The 19,083-nt window shown below is 53.7% G+C and carries 11 protein-coding genes; 4 read left to right on the top strand and 7 right to left on the bottom strand.

The features are described from left to right. Positions 1-4 precede the first annotated feature (4 nt). A complete protein-coding gene (prlC, locus tag WB237_RS19070) occupies positions 5-2,047 on the bottom strand; it encodes an oligopeptidase A (RefSeq protein WP_336215448.1) in 2,043 nt (680 codons plus the stop codon). 177 nt (positions 2,048-2,224) lie between these two features. On the opposite strand from prlC, the gene WB237_RS19065 reads away from it, so the two are divergent. After that, positions 2,225-3,067: a 23S rRNA (adenine(2030)-N(6))-methyltransferase RlmJ gene (locus WB237_RS19065; RefSeq protein ID WP_028018339.1), complete on the top strand. Its 843-nt coding sequence runs from the start codon at positions 2,225-2,227 to the stop codon at positions 3,065-3,067. A 71-nt stretch (positions 3,068-3,138) separates the two neighbouring features. Continuing rightward, positions 3,139-4,491, top strand: coding sequence for a glutathione-disulfide reductase (gorA, locus tag WB237_RS19060; RefSeq protein ID WP_336215442.1), 1,353 nt, complete (start codon positions 3,139-3,141; stop codon positions 4,489-4,491). Positions 4,492-4,501: 10 nt separating this feature from the next. Here gorA and WB237_RS19055 read toward each other — a convergent pair whose 3' ends face one another. Then, positions 4,502-8,062 (bottom strand): response regulator, encoded by a 3,561-nt coding sequence (locus WB237_RS19055; RefSeq protein WP_336215440.1) that lies wholly within the window; start codon positions 8,060-8,062, stop codon positions 4,502-4,504. Positions 8,063-8,245: 183 nt separating this feature from the next. On the opposite strand from WB237_RS19055, the gene WB237_RS19050 reads away from it, so the two are divergent. After that, positions 8,246-8,542 carry a Biofilm associated protein A gene (locus tag WB237_RS19050; RefSeq protein ID WP_336215436.1) on the top strand — a complete coding sequence of 99 codons (297 nt, stop codon included), beginning with the start codon at positions 8,246-8,248 and terminating at the stop codon, positions 8,540-8,542. Positions 8,543-8,579: 37 nt separating this feature from the next. On the opposite strand, the gene WB237_RS19045 is transcribed toward WB237_RS19050, so the two are convergent. After that, positions 8,580-9,839 carry a tetratricopeptide repeat protein gene (locus tag WB237_RS19045; protein ID WP_336215433.1) on the bottom strand — a complete coding sequence of 420 codons (1,260 nt, stop codon included), beginning with the start codon at positions 9,837-9,839 and terminating at the stop codon, positions 8,580-8,582. Between the two features lie 399 nt (positions 9,840-10,238). Here WB237_RS19045 and WB237_RS19040 point away from each other — a divergent pair, with 399 nt between their 5' ends. Continuing rightward, entirely contained in the window at positions 10,239-13,190 is a 2,952-nt protein-coding gene (locus tag WB237_RS19040) for a transporter substrate-binding domain-containing protein (protein WP_336215431.1), read from the top strand. A 43-nt stretch (positions 13,191-13,233) separates the two neighbouring features. On the opposite strand, the gene WB237_RS19035 is transcribed toward WB237_RS19040, so the two are convergent. From WB237_RS19035 to WB237_RS19020, 4 genes are read right to left on the bottom strand one after another with little or no spacing between them, the layout of a single operon-like run. Continuing rightward, the gene (locus WB237_RS19035; protein WP_336215429.1) at positions 13,234-13,923 is read right to left on the bottom strand and encodes a response regulator transcription factor; all 690 of its coding nucleotides are present in this window, start codon (positions 13,921-13,923) and stop codon (positions 13,234-13,236) included. A gap of 45 nt (positions 13,924-13,968) precedes the next feature. Then, positions 13,969-15,426 (bottom strand): TolC family protein, encoded by a 1,458-nt coding sequence (locus WB237_RS19030; RefSeq protein ID WP_336215427.1) that lies wholly within the window; start codon positions 15,424-15,426, stop codon positions 13,969-13,971. Then, positions 15,426-16,661, bottom strand: coding sequence for an HlyD family type I secretion periplasmic adaptor subunit (locus WB237_RS19025; protein ID WP_336215425.1), 1,236 nt, complete (start codon positions 16,659-16,661; stop codon positions 15,426-15,428). The genes WB237_RS19030 and WB237_RS19025 overlap by 1 nt, the downstream gene beginning before the upstream one ends. Continuing rightward, complete coding sequence (locus WB237_RS19020; RefSeq protein ID WP_336215422.1) at positions 16,658-18,916, bottom strand: type I secretion system permease/ATPase; 2,259 nt, start codon at positions 18,914-18,916, stop codon at positions 16,658-16,660. The genes WB237_RS19025 and WB237_RS19020 overlap by 4 nt, the downstream gene beginning before the upstream one ends. Positions 18,917-19,083: the final 167 nt, after the last annotated feature.

Below are 19,083 nucleotides of genomic sequence, written 5' to 3'. Positions count from 1 at the left end.
ACAATCAGCCTTTAATCCCGTAATGCTCAAGCATCGCATCCAGCTGTGGCTCGCGGCCACGGAAGCGTTTGAACAGCTCCATCGGCTCTTCAGAACCCCCGCGGGTCAGGATGTTATCGAGGAACGACTGGCCCGTTTCGCGGTTAAAAATCCCTTCCTCTTCGAAGCGAGAGAAGGCATCTGCCGCCAGCACGTCGGCCCACAGGTAGCTATAGTAACCTGCCGCGTAGCCGCCCGCGAAGATGTGGCTGAACGCGTGCGGGAAGCGGCCCCAGGTTGGCCCAGGAATGACGGCAACCTGCTTTTTAATCTCAGCCAGGGTCTCGAGGATTTTAGCCCCCTGCTCCGGGCTGAACTCGGCGTGCAGGCGGAAATCGAACAGGCCGAATTCCAGCTGACGCAGGATAAACATCGCCGCCTGGTAGTTTTTCGCCGCCAGCATTTTATCCAGCAGTTCTTTCGGCAGCGGTTCGCCGGTCTCATAGTGACCAGAGATAAACGCCAGCGCGTCCGGCTCCCAGCACCAGTTTTCCATAAACTGGCTTGGCAGTTCGACCGCATCCCATGGCACACCGCTGATCCCGGCCACGCCTGCGGTTTCGATGCGAGTCAGCATATGGTGCAGACCGTGACCAAACTCGTGGAACAGGGTGATCACTTCGTCGTGGGTAAACAGCGCAGGTTTACCATTCACCGGACGGTTGAAGTTACAGGTCAGATAAGCGACCGGCTTCTGCAGAGAACCGTCGGCTTTACGCATCTGGCCCACGCAGTCGTCCATCCACGCCCCACCGCGTTTGTTCTCACGCGCGTAGAGATCGAGGTAGAAACTGCCGCGCAACTCGTTCTTCTCGTCATACAGTTCGAAGAAACGCACGTCCGGATGCCAGACGTCAATGTCGGTACGTTCTTTCGCGGTGATGCCATAGATGCGCTTAACCACTTCGAACAGACCGTTAACGGCTTTGTTTTCCGGGAAGTACGGGCGCAACTGCTCGTCGCTGATGCTGTAGAGGTGCTGCTTCTGTTTTTCGCTGTAGTAAGCGATGTCCCACGGCTGCAACTCGTCCACGCCGAACTCCGCCTTCGCGAAAGCACGCAACTGAGCCAGCTCTTTCTCACCCTGAGGACGGGCGCGTTTGGCCAGGTCGGTCAGGAAATCGAGTACCTGCTGCGGGTTTTCCGCCATTTTGGTGGCAAGGGATTTATCGGCATAGTTTTCAAAGCCCAGCAACTGCGCCAGCTCGTGACGCAGGGCCAGAATTTCAGCCATCACCGGGCTGTTGTCCCATTTACCGGCATTCGGCCCCTGGTCGGAGGCGCGAGTGCTGTAAGCGCGGTACATCTCTTCGCGCAACGCCTGGTTGTCGCAGTAGGTCATTACTGGCAGATAGCTCGGAATATCCAGGGTTAACAGGAAACCTTCCTGCTCTTTCGCTTCGGCCTGAGCTTTTGCCGCCGCCAGCGCGCTTTCCGGCATCCCGGCCAACTGCGCTTCGTCGGTAATCAGCTTCGTCCAGCCCATGGTGGCGTCGAGCACGTTGTTGCTGTACTGATTGCCCAGCTCAGACAAGCGCGCGGCAATTTCACCGTAGCGGGTCTGCTTCTCTTTTGGCAGACCAATCCCGGACAGCTCAAAATCACGCAGGGCGTTATCGACCGATTTTTTCTGCGCCGTATTCAGTTCGGCATAGTGGTCGCCATCACGCAGGTCGCGATACGCTTTGTAGAGCCCTTCGTGCTGGCCGACCCAGGTGCTGTACTCAGAGAGCAGCGGCAGAGTCTGTTCGTAGGCTTCACGCAGTGAAGGACTGTTTTTAACCGAGTTCAGATGGCTCACCGGGGAGAAGATACGTCCCAGCACGTCGTCCACTTCGGCCAGCGGCTGACACAGATTTTCCCAGCTGTACGGCGCGCCCTGCGCTACCACGCTTTCTACCGCCGCGCGGCAGTTGTCCAGCGACTGCGTAACAGCTGGAACCACATGCTCAGGGAGGATTTTAGAAAATGGCGGCAACGAAAAAGGCGTCAGTAATGGATTGGTCATAAACGCTGTCCTGTTGAATAAGATGAATGAAGCGCGCATCCGGCGCTGTGCATATGGTCCAGTAATGGGGTTAAGTGTAGAGGATTTCAATGGCTGCGCTTACCGTGCCGACGGGTAATCTGTGCCGTTCTGCTGTAAACTGTGGCAAATCGTCATTTCAGCGGAATTTCATTACCCATGCTCAGTTATCGCCACAGCTTTCACGCAGGCAACCACGCCGACGTCCTCAAACACACCGTTCAGAGTCTGATCATCGAATCACTCAAAGAGAAAGAGAAGCCGTTTCTCTATCTGGACACCCACGCGGGCGCGGGGCGCTATCAGCTGAGTGGCGAACACGCCGAGCGTACCGGTGAATATCTGGAAGGGATCGCCCGCATCTGGCAGCAGGACGATCTGCCCGCCGAGCTGGAGCCGTATATCGGCGTGGTGAACCATTTCAACCGCAACGGCCAGCTGCGCTACTACCCAGGTTCTCCGCTGATTGCCCGCCAGCTGCTGCGCGAGCAGGACAGCATCCAGTTGACCGAGCTGCACCCAAGTGATTTCCCACTGTTGCGCGCTGAATTCCAGAAAGATAACCGCGCTCGCGTGGATAAAGCCGATGGCTATCAGCAGCTGAAAGCCAAATTGCCGCCGGTTTCCCGTCGTGGCCTGGTGCTGATCGACCCGCCGTACGAAATCAAAACCGACTATCAGGCAGTGGTGACCGGCATCCACGAAGGTTACAAACGCTTTGCGACTGGTACCTATGCCCTGTGGTATCCGGTAGTGCTGCGCGCGCAAATCAAACGCATGATCAAAGACCTGGAAGCGACCGGCATCCGCAAAATCCTGCAGATTGAACTGGCTGTACGCCCGGATAGCGACCAGCGCGGCATGACCGCCTCCGGTATGATTGTCATCAACCCGCCGTGGAAGCTCGAAGCGCAGATGAACAACGTGCTGCCATGGCTGCACAAAACGCTGGTACCGGCCGGGACAGGACACGCCACCGTCAGTTGGATCGTGCCTGAGTAATCACAGCCATCGGTGGAAACTATTGATTTCAGGTATACAATCGCGGCAATTCACGATTAAGGATAAAAGCTATGACTAAGCATTATGACTACATCGCAATCGGCGGCGGCAGCGGCGGCATCGCCTCCATCAACCGTGCGGCCATGTATGGCCAGAAATGTGCGCTGATTGAAGCCAAAGAACTTGGCGGCACCTGCGTGAACGTGGGTTGTGTACCGAAGAAAGTGATGTGGCATGCGGCGCAGATCCGTGAAGCTATCCATATGTATGGCCCGGACTACGGCTTTGACACCACCATCAACCACTTCGACTGGGACAAACTGATCGCCAGCCGTACTGCCTACATCGACCGTATTCACACCTCGTACGACAACGTACTGGGTAAAAATAACGTCGACGTGATCCGTGGTTTTGCCCGCTTTGTGGACGCGAAAACGATCGAAGTGAACGGTGAGACGATCACTGCCGATCACATCCTGATCGCCACCGGCGGTCGTCCGAGCCACCCGAATATCCCGGGCGTGGAATACGGTATCGACTCCGACGGTTTCTTCGAACTGCCAGCCCTGCCAAAACGCGTTGCCGTAGTGGGTGCGGGTTACATCGCGGTTGAGCTTGCCGGCGTGATTAATGGTCTGGGTGCCGAAGCGCATCTGTTTGTGCGTAAACACGCACCGTTGCGTAGCTTTGACCCGCTGATCGTCGACACGCTGGTCGAAGTGATGAACGCCGAAGGACCAACTCTGCACACCAACGCCGTACCAAAAGCGGTGGTGAAAAATGCGGACGACAGCCTGACCCTGGAGCTGGAAGATGGCCGCAGTCAGACCGTCGATTGCCTGATCTGGGCGATTGGCCGTGAACCGGCGAACGATAACTTCAACCTGGCCGTCACGGGCGTGAAAACCAATGATAAAGGCTATATCGTCGTCGATAAATTCCAGAACACCAGTGTACCGGGCATTTATGCTGTCGGTGATAACACCGGTGCGGTTGAGCTGACCCCGGTTGCCGTTGCAGCGGGTCGCCGTCTCTCCGAGCGTCTGTTTAACAACAAGCCGGAAGAGCATCTGGACTACAGTAATATCCCGACCGTGGTCTTCAGCCACCCGCCAATCGGCACCGTCGGCTTAACCGAGCCGCAGGCGCGCGAGCAGTATGGCGACGACCAGGTGAAAGTGTACAAATCGGCGTTTACCGCGATGTACACCGCAGTCACCTCACACCGTCAGCCATGCCGCATGAAGCTGGTCTGCGTGGGTCCGGAAGAGAAGATTGTCGGTATCCACGGCATCGGCTTCGGTATGGACGAGATCCTGCAGGGCTTCGCCGTGGCGCTGAAGATGGGCGCAACGAAGAAAGACTTCGACAACACCGTGGCGATCCACCCGACGGCCGCGGAAGAGTTTGTGACCATGCGTTGATGTCAAAACGTCAGAGAGCCTCGCCGCTCTCTGACGACAACTGCTGATTAAACCGGGTCATCTCTTCCAGCACGCGATCGACGAGGATCTCAATCTCTTGCCAGGATCCCTCGTCGTGACAGGCCGTTTCCAGTTGTTCACAGGCGTTCTGCAACGCTGCCATATTCATCATCCGTGCACCGCCGTTGATACGGTGCGCCATACGGCCAACCTTATCGCGGTTTTTCTGCGCGAGCCACTGCGTCAACTTGCTGGCATCTTGTCTGTTGACCTCCACCATCTCAGCCTGCAGCGTTTGCGTGGTATCACTCTCCAGACCAGGTTTCACGCTGCTGACGGAAAAATAGCGTTCCAGCAGCACCTGGAGTTTTTCCGCCGTTAGCGGTTTTTCCAGATATTCATTCATACCGGCCTCAAGACAACGCGCTGCCGTTTCTGTGCCGCTCATCGCCGTCAGGCCGAAGATCGGGATCGGTGGCTGGCCGTTAAGCTGTTCCGTATGGCGGATCTGCTGCGCCAGTTCATAACCGTCCATCTCCGGCATCGTGCAGTCGGTAATAATCACATCGTAGCGGCCCGGATTTTGCTGCCACATCGATAGCGCCTCCGCCCCCTGCGTTGCCAGTGACACCTGGTGCCCCCAGGACTCCAGCCGCTGCTGCAGTGCACGGCGTGCTGGCGGATAGTCGTCCACGCCAAGAATATGTAGACTGCGCACCTGTTCGACCGGTGGAGGGGTCAATACTTTGCTGGCAGCTGGCACGGCGTTGAAATGCAGGCTCACCACGCAGCCCTCATGCGGTTCACTGTCGATACGCACTTGCGCACCCGCGGCATGCGCCATATGCAGGCAGGCCGGTAAGCTGAACCCGGTGTCGGTCCACTCTGATTTCAGCGTCACATGGTGAGCACGCCTGGTAATCTTCTCCAGCATTTGCCCGTCAATTCCCTTACCCTGATCGCACACTTCAATAACCAGTGGGATGGTCGTGGCATCTGGCTCTCTGCTCCCCTCATACACCTCAACGTCAATCTCCTGGCACTCCGAATGCTTAATGGCGTTACGCAGCAGGCTGGAGAGGATGCGAATAATCAGCAGCGGATCGGTAGTAAAACGCTCGGTAGACAGCTCGATCAGCACGTTCAGGGTGATCCCTTTCGCTTCGGCCTGCTGCCGGTAGAGCGCCACGGTACTGTCGATTAACTGCGGCAGATGCGTGCTACGCGTCGTTCCGTTCAGTTGCGGGTTATCGGCACGGAAGACATCGAACATGTCGCCGATAAGCGAAAGCAGGTTGAGTGAAGATTCCCAAATCAGATTCAGGTTTTCATTATGCTCATGCCGTGCATCCAGTTCCTGAAGCTCCATCTCCAGCAGGCCGGTGATCACGCTGAGCGGGGTACGCACTTCATGCCCCATACTCTGCATAAACGCGTTCTTGCTGGCAATGGCCTGTTCCAGGTTACTTTTGGTTTCTGAGAGCTGCGTAATCAGCTTCTCTTTTTCCGTAATATCCAGCCAGCCGCCAATTAAACCGCCAACCTCTCCCTGACTGTCATGCCACGGCACAACCCAACCCTGTAAATAACGCGACCGTCCGTCTGTCTGGAATCTGACGGACCAGTTTTGCGGCAAACCATCCTGCAGCGCCTGGTTATATTTGGCTTCAATCGCCGCGAGTTCAGAAGGTTCGATTGTATTAATGGCGGTAATTGGCAGGCCTATCAGCTCCTGGCCTGACTGACCGATAGCCTCGCTCCAGGCCTGGTTATAACGCAGTAAATTCCCCTGCCGATCGCGGACATAGAGCGCCACAGGCGATGCGTCGATCAGCGCCTGGGTAAACTTCAGTTGTTCTGCCAGCTTCTGCTGCCAGACGTTGCCACGACGGAGTGCGGCACGTAAGTATTGGATCCACAGCCAGCAGCCCAGCACCACCAGCAGTAACAGCACACCCCAGACCAACGAATTCAGCAGCGTGCTTTTATCCCAGGTTTCACTGTTTTCTATCGCCGCCTGACGCCAGTTTCCCGCCATTTGCATCAGCGCCTGCGGCTGCATATCTGCCAGCGCTTTATTGATGATGTTAACCGGCTGACTGTGCTCCGTTTGTGCTGACAGAACCAGATCGACAGGTGTAACAGGCAGGGTCACAGCCAGATGAAAGCGAGTTGGGTGGTGAAGAGTCACCAGGTAGTTAGCAATAAACTGCGGTGCAATCACCCCGCGCACTTCCCCTTTTTTTAACCGCTCAAGCGCATCATCCATATGGGGAACCACCACCAGCTTAATGGTGGGATACCAGGTCTCCAGCCACGGTATTAGCGGGTCGCTGGCCTGAATGGCGATTTTTTCGCCCTTCAGCTGCGTAAAATCATCCGGGCGCTTGATGTCCTGATCCATCACTACCACAGCGGGTGTCGTGAGCAAAGGCGGCGTTTTTGCGGCACCATTTTTCGTCTGTTGCGGTGTATCGATCACCTGCTCGACAAAAAGTGCATCAGGATAAGCGCGTTTCAGCGCAAGCATATCCGTGTCGTTTTCAGCAGGCATGACCGTAAAGCGAATACCGTACTGCTCGTGGAACTGATTAAGCAGATCCACCACCAGACCTGCAGGCTCGCCCTCACTGACAAAAGAGATGGGACGCTGGCGCTGGTCAATAATGACCTTAATATCCCCATGCTCGCGCAGCCAGTTTTCCTCCTCCTGATCCAGCCCCAGAGGATTGCTGGTGATAACAAAACTGCGGTTCAATCCCCAGTTGATCGCAATACGCAGGCGGCTGGCTAACGGAATATGTTTGAAGACGGTTTCAATGGCCTCCGCCAGCAATGGTAGCTGACGGTCGACACCAAAACTCATGTTCAGATTGGGTATCGCCGGGCTAAACGTCCAGCTCAACCCTCTGGCCTGATGATATTGAGTGAGATACTCCGCGCTGGCCCGGTTTATCCACAAGGCATCAAGTTGTTTAAAGGCAAGCGCGCTCACTGCGGTGGTATACCATGTCTGGTAACGCAGCGTACTCTCCGGGTAATAACGGCGTAGCGCGTCACCTGCATGACTGCCAGCGACCAGCCCAAGCACTTTGTTGCGTAGATCGATGGGGACTTCACCCTGTGGTTTCGAGGTCATCAGCACCGCTTTGTCCAGCAGCCATGGCGGTGTGGCTTGCAGATCAGGGCTTGGCCACAGTTCAGGGTTCCAGATTGCGACCATCTGTATTTCCTGTCGCTGCAGTGCGGCGAGCGCATCATGGCTCTGATCATAGTAGTGCAGCTTAATTTTGACCTTGAGGCTATCTTCCAGCAGTGCCAGGTAATCTGCGGCAATTCCGCTGAAGACGCCGTGCCCCATTCCTTCGCTCAGCGGTGGGTGCTCTTGCCCCCATACGCCAACATGCAGCGTCGGGTTGTTATTCAGCCAACGTTGCGCCGCATCACTGAACTGAACATGAGGGGCGTTCACCTGAACACGAGGTTGTAGCTCCAGTTCCTGCGCAGGCAATTGCCATACAAAGAACAAAGTGAATAACAGGCTAATTAACCGGACTGATAAAAAGCGCATCGTAAGAGTCGATCCCTGAATGAAAACATGCTGGAGAATAAAATTATACCGTCCCCCCTTACCGAACTAAGTAAGTCTTGTCTTGTTCTGGTAACGCTCCTGAGAGTATAAGACCGAACTTATTGCCGTGCCCTACTCCTCCTGGTAAAAAGCCCAGGCTATGTTGTAAAGGGGCCGTTGGCGATGAGTAAACATGAATGTCCGGCGATGGTAGAAATTACGGTCGACGATATTTTAATAAAAAATGAAAAGTACCTTTTTTCCGATGATCATTATGCGCAGTTGCTTATCAAAGGAAATGATGGAGAAACAATAAACCTGGCAGATCTGTTACCCGCCGATGTCGAACTGGGCGAATGGTCAAAAGCCACAGGCTCTGTCACCGTGGATGGTGTGCAGTATGAGGTTTATCAACATTCGGGTATAGAGACAGAGGTGTTAGTCCAGGTGGGAATGCACACGGGGCTTAGCGATGTATAAACATGCGACCCCCCCCTGTCAGCGGGGCCGCATAACTTCAGCGACGCCTTACTACATCAACCTGCAACTTACCACTGCGGAAATCATCCGCCAGGAAAAAGGGTACAGGCAGTTTCCACTGTCCCTGACGCACGTTCGCCATGTAGCGCCAGGCGTTACCCTCTATTTTCAACACCACAGTCTCTGTTTCTCCGTCGTTTTTAGCGCTGGGCCCGGCCAGGATCGTAAAGCCAGCATTACTTCCCACATGAAAATGCTCAGCCTTCCAGCGAACAGGCGGGTGTGCGGGCCAGGGTTCAGCGTGATGAAAACCAAAAATATCGTCATGATTGAGAATACTTTGCCGCACAGTGGACCACAGCACCGCCTTCAGGAAGTACTGATCGGTGAAACGCGCACTCCCCTTATAGCGGGACACAAAATCACGCATCATTCCTTCGACATCATGGATCACACCACCACATCCCCCCCACATGCCCGCCAGTAAAAGTTCCGTGTGGGTGAAATAATCGCGCATATGGTGAAAATAACAGGGTGAACGTAGCCATGCGTCTACACAGACCTGCTCACGCTCGGAGAGCAGTGAGTCGGCATCACGCACCAGAAAGCGCTCAACCTGTGGATCGTCCATGACCAGAAAACGCCACAACGTGGGATAAATACCTTTCTCATGACTCATGTCGACCAGTTGAGCGCCTGCGGCCTGCAGACGTTGCCAGACATGCTGCGGCACCGAATTGTCCAGATAAACACGGCAACGCCAGCCAGGAAACAGCGACGTTGCCGCTTCAATGTTTTTAATCAGCGTTTCGCAGTAGCGTGGCTGATCGCCATACAAGCTGAACGCGATGATGTTCTTCTCAGGCTGAGAGGCGTTAAAAGGTCGCGGAGCAGTGGTGGGCAGAGCCCAGTGTTTGCCATGGCCGAAGCGTTGATCTGACTGCATGAGCGACTCTAACCCATAGGTGCGCATCTCCTGAGTTTTCCCCATATGCCCGCACAGTTCCGCAAAGCCATCCAGCCACGTTTCAGATGCTTCATGCCGCAACGGTGACTGGTAAATCTGACGGTATACCTTATACGCCTGCTCATGTTTTCCCTCACGCATCAGGCTCAGCGCATAGTCACTCTGCACAGACATATTTCCTGGTAATACGGCCAGCGCTTTTTCACAGCACAAGGAGGCCGTGGCGTAATCACCTGTTGCTATAGAATGACGATATTTCTCTGCCAGGGCACTAAATTGCTGGCTCATGGCCGCGTGGTTAACGGGACGACGGTGAAAAGCAGGGCGCATACGGATTCGCTCTTGAGTTGATCATCAAAATAGCGCGTATTTTTTCATCACCGCAGATAGCAAACGATAAGACCCGTCTCGATATATCTTTATCAGATCATTACATTAAGAATCTAAAAGCGTACAAATATGACGCCTTATTTGAAATTTAGGTTAAGTCCTTTAATTAACAGTTGATTATAAAAATACACAATGGCTTTTAATGCTGCATTAATTCGTGATAATAACCAAGCCTTGTCTTATAACAATGTTCCGAATGTTTCGGCAGAATAAAACAATCAAATAATTTATTATTAAATCGACAGATGCCGACTATGGTCTGCGAAAACCCCTTATCACAACGGGGGTTATTCTACAGCTATACAATACGCCTCGCGTTCAGGAGTCCGTTAAAAAGATATGCGCAACTATTTCCGCCACTTTTGGCTGCTGGTTTTACTCTCGCTTTCGCTATCCCCGGCGATGGGGGATGAGTATAAAATCCTGATGCGAACCCCCATTCAGGGTTTGCACCGATTAGCCCTCAGCGACGAGCAAGCGGCATTTATCAGGCAACATCGGCAATTGATTGTTGGCGTCACCCATTATGATGCGCCACCTTTTGGTATGCGCAACATTCGTAATGAGTATGAAGGTTTAAGCGCTGATTATATTGGGCTGGTGTCCTGGCAGTTGAACCTGCCGGTAAAGGTGAAAGTCTTCGACTCCTCCGATGAGGTCTGGCAAGCCCTGGCGCGAGGTGATATCGACCTGATTCCCTCCGTGGCAGCGTTTCCCAACAACGATGTATTTGCCTTTTCTTTACCCTATGCCAGCGATAAACCTGTGCTGGGCCTCAATGACAGCGACACAAAACCGCTGGCGGAGGATTTGCGTAATACCGACGTTGCCATGGTGAGGGATTATTTACCACTGTCGCAGGTCAGGGCTGCCTACCCTGAGGCCCGTTTTCGCCTCTTTGATAGTTACCAGGAAGCCCTTAGCGCGGTAGCATTTGGGCAGTCGCGGGTTTATCTGGGAAACAGCTACTCGCTCAGTCGAAACTATTTGAACAATATCCATGTGGAGCGTTTCTCACGTCTGAACAGCCGTGAAGTCGGGTTCGCGTTAAGCCAAAATAATCCTCAACTGCTCAGGTTGATTAATACTGCCATCGAAGCCGTACCCGAAGATGAAAAACTGGATCTTTACCATCTCTGGCAGCCCGACCGCATTGACCTTGCCCAGGGTTCAAAGTCGCTTTCCTTTACTCCGCAAGAGAAAGAATGGATTGCAAAACATCCGGTTGTTAACGTCCTGATCTACAGCCGCGACAATGCGGCTCCAGTCTCGTTTATTGATAACAAAGGTGTTTTACGTGGCATTGCGGCCGATCTGTTTTCTGTCGTCTCGCTCAGGACAGGATTACAGTTCCGCTTTGAGACAGGCGACACAACCCAGGATTTAATTCAGCAGGTTCATGAATTAAAAGCGGATATGCTCGCGTCGGTGACGCCAAGCGAAGCGCGTAAAGACAAAATCCTCTTTACCCGTCCTTATCTGCGTAGCGCCTTTGCTCTGGCTACGTCGACAAGCCGTAACGACATTCATATGCTGGCGGACTTACGCGGAAAGCGGCTGGCAATGGTCGAAAATATCGGTGTGGAAAGCATGATACGCCAGCGTTACCCTGAAATTAAGATTGTGCCCGTGGGTAATGAATCACAACTGCTTTCGACCATTATCGACGGTAAAGCGGACGCCGCCGTGGGCATCCTGATCATGACGGACTACCAGATCTTCACCAATTTTCAGGACAAGCTGAAGGTGGTTTCCATAGTGGGGGATTCTCCCGTCTGGCTCTCCTTCGGTGTGGGACTGGCAAACCCGGAACTGCAGAACATTTTAGATAAGGTGTTGCTGAGCATCTCCCCCATTGAACTGGAAAATCTGGCCAACCGCTGGCGGCCGAACGAACTGGTCGTTGTCGATAGCTTCTGGTATCGCTATCGCGAAGTCTTAATCGCTACCGCGGTCTTCAGCGGAGTGTTAATTCTCCTGGCACTGGGCTGGGCCCTCTACCTGCGTAAGCAGATAGCCCGTAAAGCGGCACTACGTCGTCAGATGAACCAACAACTGGTGCAATTGCGTGAAGTGGTCACCGAGCGTGAAGCGTTGCTGGTAGAACTTAAAGATGCCAAAGACAGAGCGGAAGATTCCAACCGGGCGAAATCGGTCTTTTTATCGACGATGAGCCATGAAATCCGCACACCAATGAATGCGATTATCGGCATGCTGGATATTGTGCTGAAAAAAGGACGCCAGGGTGAACAGGATATCCAGGCACTGGAGGTCGCTTATGAATCCGCAGAAGGTTTGGTAGGACTCATTGGCGATATTCTCGATATTTCCCGTATTGAGGGGGGGCATCTTGATTTTAATCCTGAAGCCACCAACCTCGGCAAACTGATCAACAATATGATGCGTGTCTTCCACGGCGTTGCGGTGGAGAAAAATATCCAGTTAAACAAGATATTCCCGACGGAACCGTTGCTGGACGTCTATGCCGATCCGCTACGTATTAAACAAGTCCTCTCGAACCTGTTAAGTAACGCCATTAAGTTTACCGACGTCGGCAGCGTGTCGCTGACGCTGCAGCAGAAGGAAGACCCGGCAAAAGAGTGCGTCTACTACGTGATTGAGGTGCAGGACAGTGGCGTGGGGATTGACGCCAGCCAGCAGGCTGCACTGTTTAAACCCTTTAGCCAGGCAGATAACCGCCGTGCCGGCACCGGGTTGGGGCTTTATATCAGCCGAACCATTTGCGAAAGCATGGGCGGCACGCTAACGCTGAGTAGCGAGAAAAACGTGGGTACCATGGTGCGTGCGACCTTTATGCTGTCGAAAGTAAAAACGCAAAAAACCGTCAGCGAGCAGCCGCGTCTGGATGATGAAAAGATCCCGGCGCTGCATATTCTGGTGGTCGATGACAACCCAGCAAACCGGATCTTGCTGGCCAAACAGTTAGCATGGTTAGGACAACACGCCTATCTGGCATCTGATGGTCATGAAGCACTGGCTCTCTGGGAAAAGACTAATTTCGATGTGATTGTTACCGACTGCAACATGCCGGGGATGAACGGTTATCAGCTTACGCAAACGCTTCGCGAGCGTGAGTGCGAACAACACAGAGCTCCGGCCTGGATTATCGGCTTTACTGCCAATGCCATGCATGAAGTGATGGAGCGCTGCTTACAGGCTGGTATGAATGATTGCCTGTTCAAGCCTTGTTCGATCAATAATATCGCCACAGCACTGCGAAATATTCAGCCAGCCGTGGCAGAAACATTGGATGAGAGACTATTGCCCTGAACAGGCATAAAAAAAGGAGCCTGTTAGAGGCTCCCGGCGGGGTTTAAAGCAGTTGGTCGTGCCAGAGGAACAGTTCGGAGTCCGTTTTGACGCCCAGCTTTTTCATGGCCGACTTCTTCTGGCCACTCACCGTCTTACGACTACGCTGGAATTTCTCTGAAATCTGCAGGACAGACATTCCACCGGTAAACAGGCGCAGCACCTCAATCTCCTTAGGTGACAGCTTATCCAGACGACCAATGCCATCAATCACCTGCGGCTCATTGTCCCCCTCTTCCGCACCCGCACAAGGCTCCGAAATAAGGTAGAACTCTTTCTCCATACTTTCAGACAGGGAGATACGTCCCGCCACCACCTCACGTACGGCATTTACCACCTCTGAGGCATCTCGGCTTTTACCGACATGCCCGCGCACACCCGCTTTTAACGCCATACGGACAATTGCTGTGTTTTCCAGCGTGGATGAAAGCAGGATTTTCAGCCACGGGAAGTTACTCATCAGCTGTTTGATCATCGGTAAACCGTCGATCTCTTCGTCACCCAGCAGGTAGTCCAGAATCAACACATCAACACGATTGCTGCGTAAAAAATGAATAAGATCGATACGATTAGCAAAACTGCCTTTCAGTTCGAAATCGGGTTCCTGGCTGAAGATAATTTCCATTCCCTTACGCACAATCGGGTGATCGTCGAGTAAAGCAATATATATTTTCTTACCTGAAAACGGGTTCATATCTATTCTCTTTAATGCCTGCAGAGTGAGTCATAATAAAAAGACTTATTTATTATTTCGTAACCACTGTAACAGCGTGCCAGAACTGGCATAACTACGAAATATTGCCGAATAGGCATCGAAACGGTTAGTCACTTCCGCAACCTGGTTACCGTAAAAGTCACTTTCTGCACTCAGCACATCCAGCAGAGTACGTCTGCCGAGGTGGTACCATTGATCAAAGAAATCATGGCGAATGCGATCGGATTCAAACGATAAGTTATGATATAGCTCAGCTCGCTCCAACATGCTACGTGCATCTTGATCGGCAGCACGCACACGGTTATCCAGATCACGCGATTGTTGTTCAATGGCTTCCCGGCTGGCATCCGCACGACGCGCGGCGGAGAGTTCAGCTGCTCGCTGCGAGCCGCCACGGAAAATCGGCCAGCTTAAATTCACGTTGGTTTCCCAAGCCTGCTCACGCCCCAACTCATCACGGCCGGTACTTTTCCCGACGTTCCAGGTGACGGTCGGATAAGCCGCAGAGCGTGCCGCTTCGGCATCTGCCAGCGCGGAGGCGGTTTCGGCCTGCGCCTGTCGAATCGTCGGATGCCTGTCGATAGCGGACAACTGTGTATTCAGCGCTCCCGGCGTCAGGTTCCATACCGATGCTTTTGGCAGCGGTACGGAAGTATCACCCAACAGGCGGTTCAGCGTGATTTCCGTATCACGCGCACGCGACACAGCAGTATCTAAAGAGGATTGCGCCTGGAGCAAACGTCCTCTGGCCTGGGTTAATTCACTGCGACGCCCCTGGTCGACCTTCACGATACCGTCGAGCATTTCGACCAGCTCATTCATTCGTGCCACGTATCTCTGGCTCAGGGTAATGATATGACGCTGTTTGCTCAGTTCAATCAGGGCGCTGCTGACCTGCCAGGCAATGTTTTCCGCCTGTGCGTCAGTGTTATCTTTCGCGGCCTGATGCAGCGCTTCACGGCTTTTAATGGTATTGCTGGTGCGGCCGAAATCAAGCACCGTGGTGGCTACGTTCACCGTCACCGCCGGACGGCTATCACTGTAGCCGCGCTCGCCATTACCAAACTGGTAGCTTTTAGAACGTGTTCCGACATCCACCTGCGGCCAGCGCTGCCCTTTCGCCTCGTCGACGTTAGCCAATGCTGCCTCGGTATTGAACTGCGCACCACGTACTTCAGGGCTGATCGACAACGCGGTATTCACCGCATCGTTAAACAGACTCCGGATTTCATTCTCGCCAGGCGCACGGGCGGTCTGGGTTGTGATACTGGTTTTTTTGACTGGCGTCTTTACCTGCTCCACCAGCGGCGCGGCAGGTGCAGGAGGTGTGGATGCCATCACCATGCTGGATTTTACCACTGGGGTGGTCGTGTTAAAGACCAATAAACCATCACTATTGGCAGCACTTTTCCCGGATACCAGGCAAGAGAGTACCGCCAGCGCCACCAGGTGGCGCTGTAAAGGAGAATAATTTTTCATCATTAACGCTCGCGGAAGGCTTCTTTCGCTTTAAAAATGGGTTTCAGCAGATAATCGAGAATGGTTTTTTCGCCGGTGCGAATTTCCACTGTTGCAATCATGCCGGGAATAATCGGTAACGATTTACCGCCCGCATTCAGCGCACTGCTATCGGTTAAGACCATCACCCTGTAGTAGGTGTCGTCAGGACGTCCGGCCGCCGCTTTGGCGTCATCTTTTAAGGTGTCCGGGCTGACGAGAGATACGTGCCCTTTCAGACCACCGTAGATACCAAAATCGTAAGCGGTGATTTTCACCATGGCAGGCAGTCCCGCATGGAGGAAGGCCACGTCAGAGGGTTTTATCTTGCCCTCTACCAGCAACTGATCTTCCAGTGGCACAATTTCCATAATGTGCTCACCCGGCTGGATAACCCCGCCTATGGTGGTCACCCGGACGTTTTTCACCGTGCCTTTCACCAGCGCAGTAATGGTTGTCCTGTTCACCACATCTTTACGTCCCGTCAGGCTCTCTTCGGCCTGAACCAGATCCAGCTCCTGGCGAATAAGATCGGCGTTGGCATCCGCCTGGTAGCGGTTACGACGCTCAACAATCTGGGATTGCAGGTCGTTTGCCTGCCGGCGCATACGCAGTAATTCCACCTCGGAAAGTAGACCGCGCGCGGCCAGTGGCTCAGACATCGCAATTTCGTTCTGCGCCAGACGGTAGCTCTTCTCAAGAGAAGCCACCCCTTCTTCCAGCGCCTGCTTGCGGCTGTTGTAGGCGCGGGTTTCCAGTTCTACTTCAGACGGATACTTTTTCACACGATCACTAAACGTGAGCGGCAGACCGTAAGCTTCTGCACGCAGACGGTCAACGGTCGCTTCCAGCGCGACAACCTTACGCAGCGTCTCCTGATAGCTGGATTGCGCCCGCGTCGGGTCGATTTTCAACAATACCTGCCCCGGTTCAACAATGTCGCCCTCACGAACATTCAGCTCTTCGAGGATCCCGCCCTCAAGGCTCTGGATAACCTGTTCGCGGCTTTTCGAGACGATCTTCGCATCACCTTTGGTGATCTCTTCCACTTTGGCGAAATGCGCCCAGGTTAAAAACCCGGCAAATACGACCAGAATCAGCCATAACACCAGACGCGACTTTGGCGTGGTCTGGGAGAACAATGCCTCCTGAATATCGCTCATCCAGGCGGCATCACGGGCTGATATCGCTTTGTTATTGTTACGTTTTAAAAATTTCATGCGCTGGCCTCCACCTGCTCTTTCGCCGGCGCACTTTTTACAGGTGAACTGTCATTTGCTGGCGTTCCGTTGAGTGCCGCGAGGATTTGCTGTTTTGGGCCATCCGCGACGATTTTTCCGTCCTCAATAATCACCATCCGATCCACCAACGCCAGCAATGACGGGCGGTGCGTCACGACAACCAGTGAGTGTCCGGCGGTCGCCACTTTCAGGTGTTGCAGGAACAGTGCTTCAGTTTGGGCATCCATTGCGCTGGTCGGTTCGTCCAGCAACAGCAGATTAGGGCGAGCCAGCAGCGTCCGCGCCAGTGATACCAGCTGACGCTGACCGCCGGACAAACTGTTGCCCTGCTCACCCACAGGCATATGAATGCCGCGCGGGTGACGCGCCGCAATTTGATCCAGCCCGGTCAGACGCAGAACCTGGAGAAACTCGTCGGAAGAGGCGTTCTGGCGGCCAATCATGATGTTTTCACGCAGGGTGCCGTAAAACAGACGCGCTTCCTGGCCGACAAAGCCCACATTATTACGCCAGTCGGACGGCTCAATCTGGTTCACATCCAGCCCACCGCTGAAAAGCTGCCCTTTCACCGGGGTATAGAGACGCGCAATAATGCGCAGCAGGGTCGATTTACCGCTGCCGATTTTGCCCACAATCGCCACACGTTCGCCCGGTTTAATCGTCAGGTTGATGCCTTTGAGGATCTCCGGGTTAGGCTGCATTGGTGGCGCCGGATAGGAGAATGTCACCCCTTTCAGCTCAATATCACCGTTCAGCTCCGGCTGTTTGATGTAATCAATGTCGCTGCTGCGATCGGTCGGGTGCTCCATCAGTCTATTCAACGAAGTCAGTGCCGCTTTAGCCTGCTGATAACGCACGGCTAAACCAATCACCTGGCTTAATGGCGCAGTGACGCGGCCTGCCAGCATGACCGTACCGATCAATGCCCCCTGCGTCAGGCTGCCGGCATCGATCAGATACACACCGGTGACAATCAATATGACCGTCTGTAACTGCTGCAGGAAACTCACGGAGTTCATCGCCAGCGCAGAGTAGTGTTTTGACGCCGCCGCACTGGACGACTGCATGGCGCTGAACTTCTGCCAGCGGCTCTGCATCCAGGACTCACCGCCTACGGACTTCAGGGTTTCCATCCCTTCGATGGATTCAATCAATACGCCCTGTTTCAGCGAGGCTTCCTGCAAGCTCGCTTTCATTACTTTCGCCAGTGGCCATTGAATAAGCATGCTGACCAGCAAAATCATTGGCAGCATCAATAGCGGCACAATCGCCAGTTGACCGCCAATGGCGAAAATAATGGCAATAAACAGCAGAACGAACGGCAGATCGGCAATAGCCGCCAGGGTTGCGGAAGAGACGAAATCACGCACCGATTCAAATTCGCGCAGTTGGTTAGCAAAAGAGCCAGACGACGCCGGTTTATGCTCCATCTTGACCGCCAGGGACTGGCGAAACAGAATGCTGCCGACGATCAGGTCCGCTTTTTTCCCTGCGGTATCAAGCAGGTGCGCACGCACGGTACGGGTTATCGTTTCGAAAACCATCGCCACCACCACGCCAATCGCCAGCGACCAAAGCGTGGTGAACGCCTGGTTAGGGATAACGCGGTCATACACGTTCATGGTAAAGAACACAGTCGCTAGCGCGAGCACGTTCACCAGCACTGACGCCAGTGCCGCGCTGCGGTAATAGCTGCGATAGCGCCACAACGTACTGAACAACCAGTGACCTTTCGGTTGCGGCGGCGCGATATCGCTCACCCGGCTGTCGATACGCGCAGTCGGTTTAGCCGCGATCGCGTAGCCCACATACAGCTCGTTGAGCGCTTCATGATTCAGTTCAACCGGCTCGTCGCTCACATCCGGCATGATCAGGGAATAGAACAGATCCCATTTGTCTTCTGCGTTTTTACGGCGCTCACGCGCCAGCAGAATCATGGCCCCAGAGCCTTTACGCAGCAAAATCATCGGAAAGATCTGCTCAGGCAGTTCCGCACTATTACGCTTGATGAGCCCCCCGGTCACACCGGCATTTTTAAGCGCATCAAGCGCTAAAGAGGGTGTGAGGAGTTGTTCGACAGGCAGACCAGCGAGCAAAACGTCATCACTCTTACCGAGGCCATAATGCTCACATACCCAGGCAATACTTCTGAGCAGTGAGTCATCATTTTGTCGGTTATCACGAGTGGCGACGTGCAGCTGTTCCTCCTGAATTTTAGCCGTTGAGGATTCCATATTTCGTATGTTCCTGGTTATTAAAAGACAGTTAAATCAAAAAGATAAAATAACTCTCTGAGATGAATTAGGAATATTCTGTCACGCGGAATGGTCTTGCCTTAATGAGACCTGTCTCAATGGAACTGGTTATTTTTTGACGCGAATCAGGTCTGGAAAAGCAAAGA

This window comes from Enterobacter sp. P82 (assembly GCF_037053385.1).
Classification (GTDB): Bacteria; Pseudomonadota; Gammaproteobacteria; order Enterobacterales; family Enterobacteriaceae; genus Enterobacter.
Note: the sequence above shows the minus strand (reverse complement) of the source record. Positions and strands in the feature narration are given on the sequence as shown.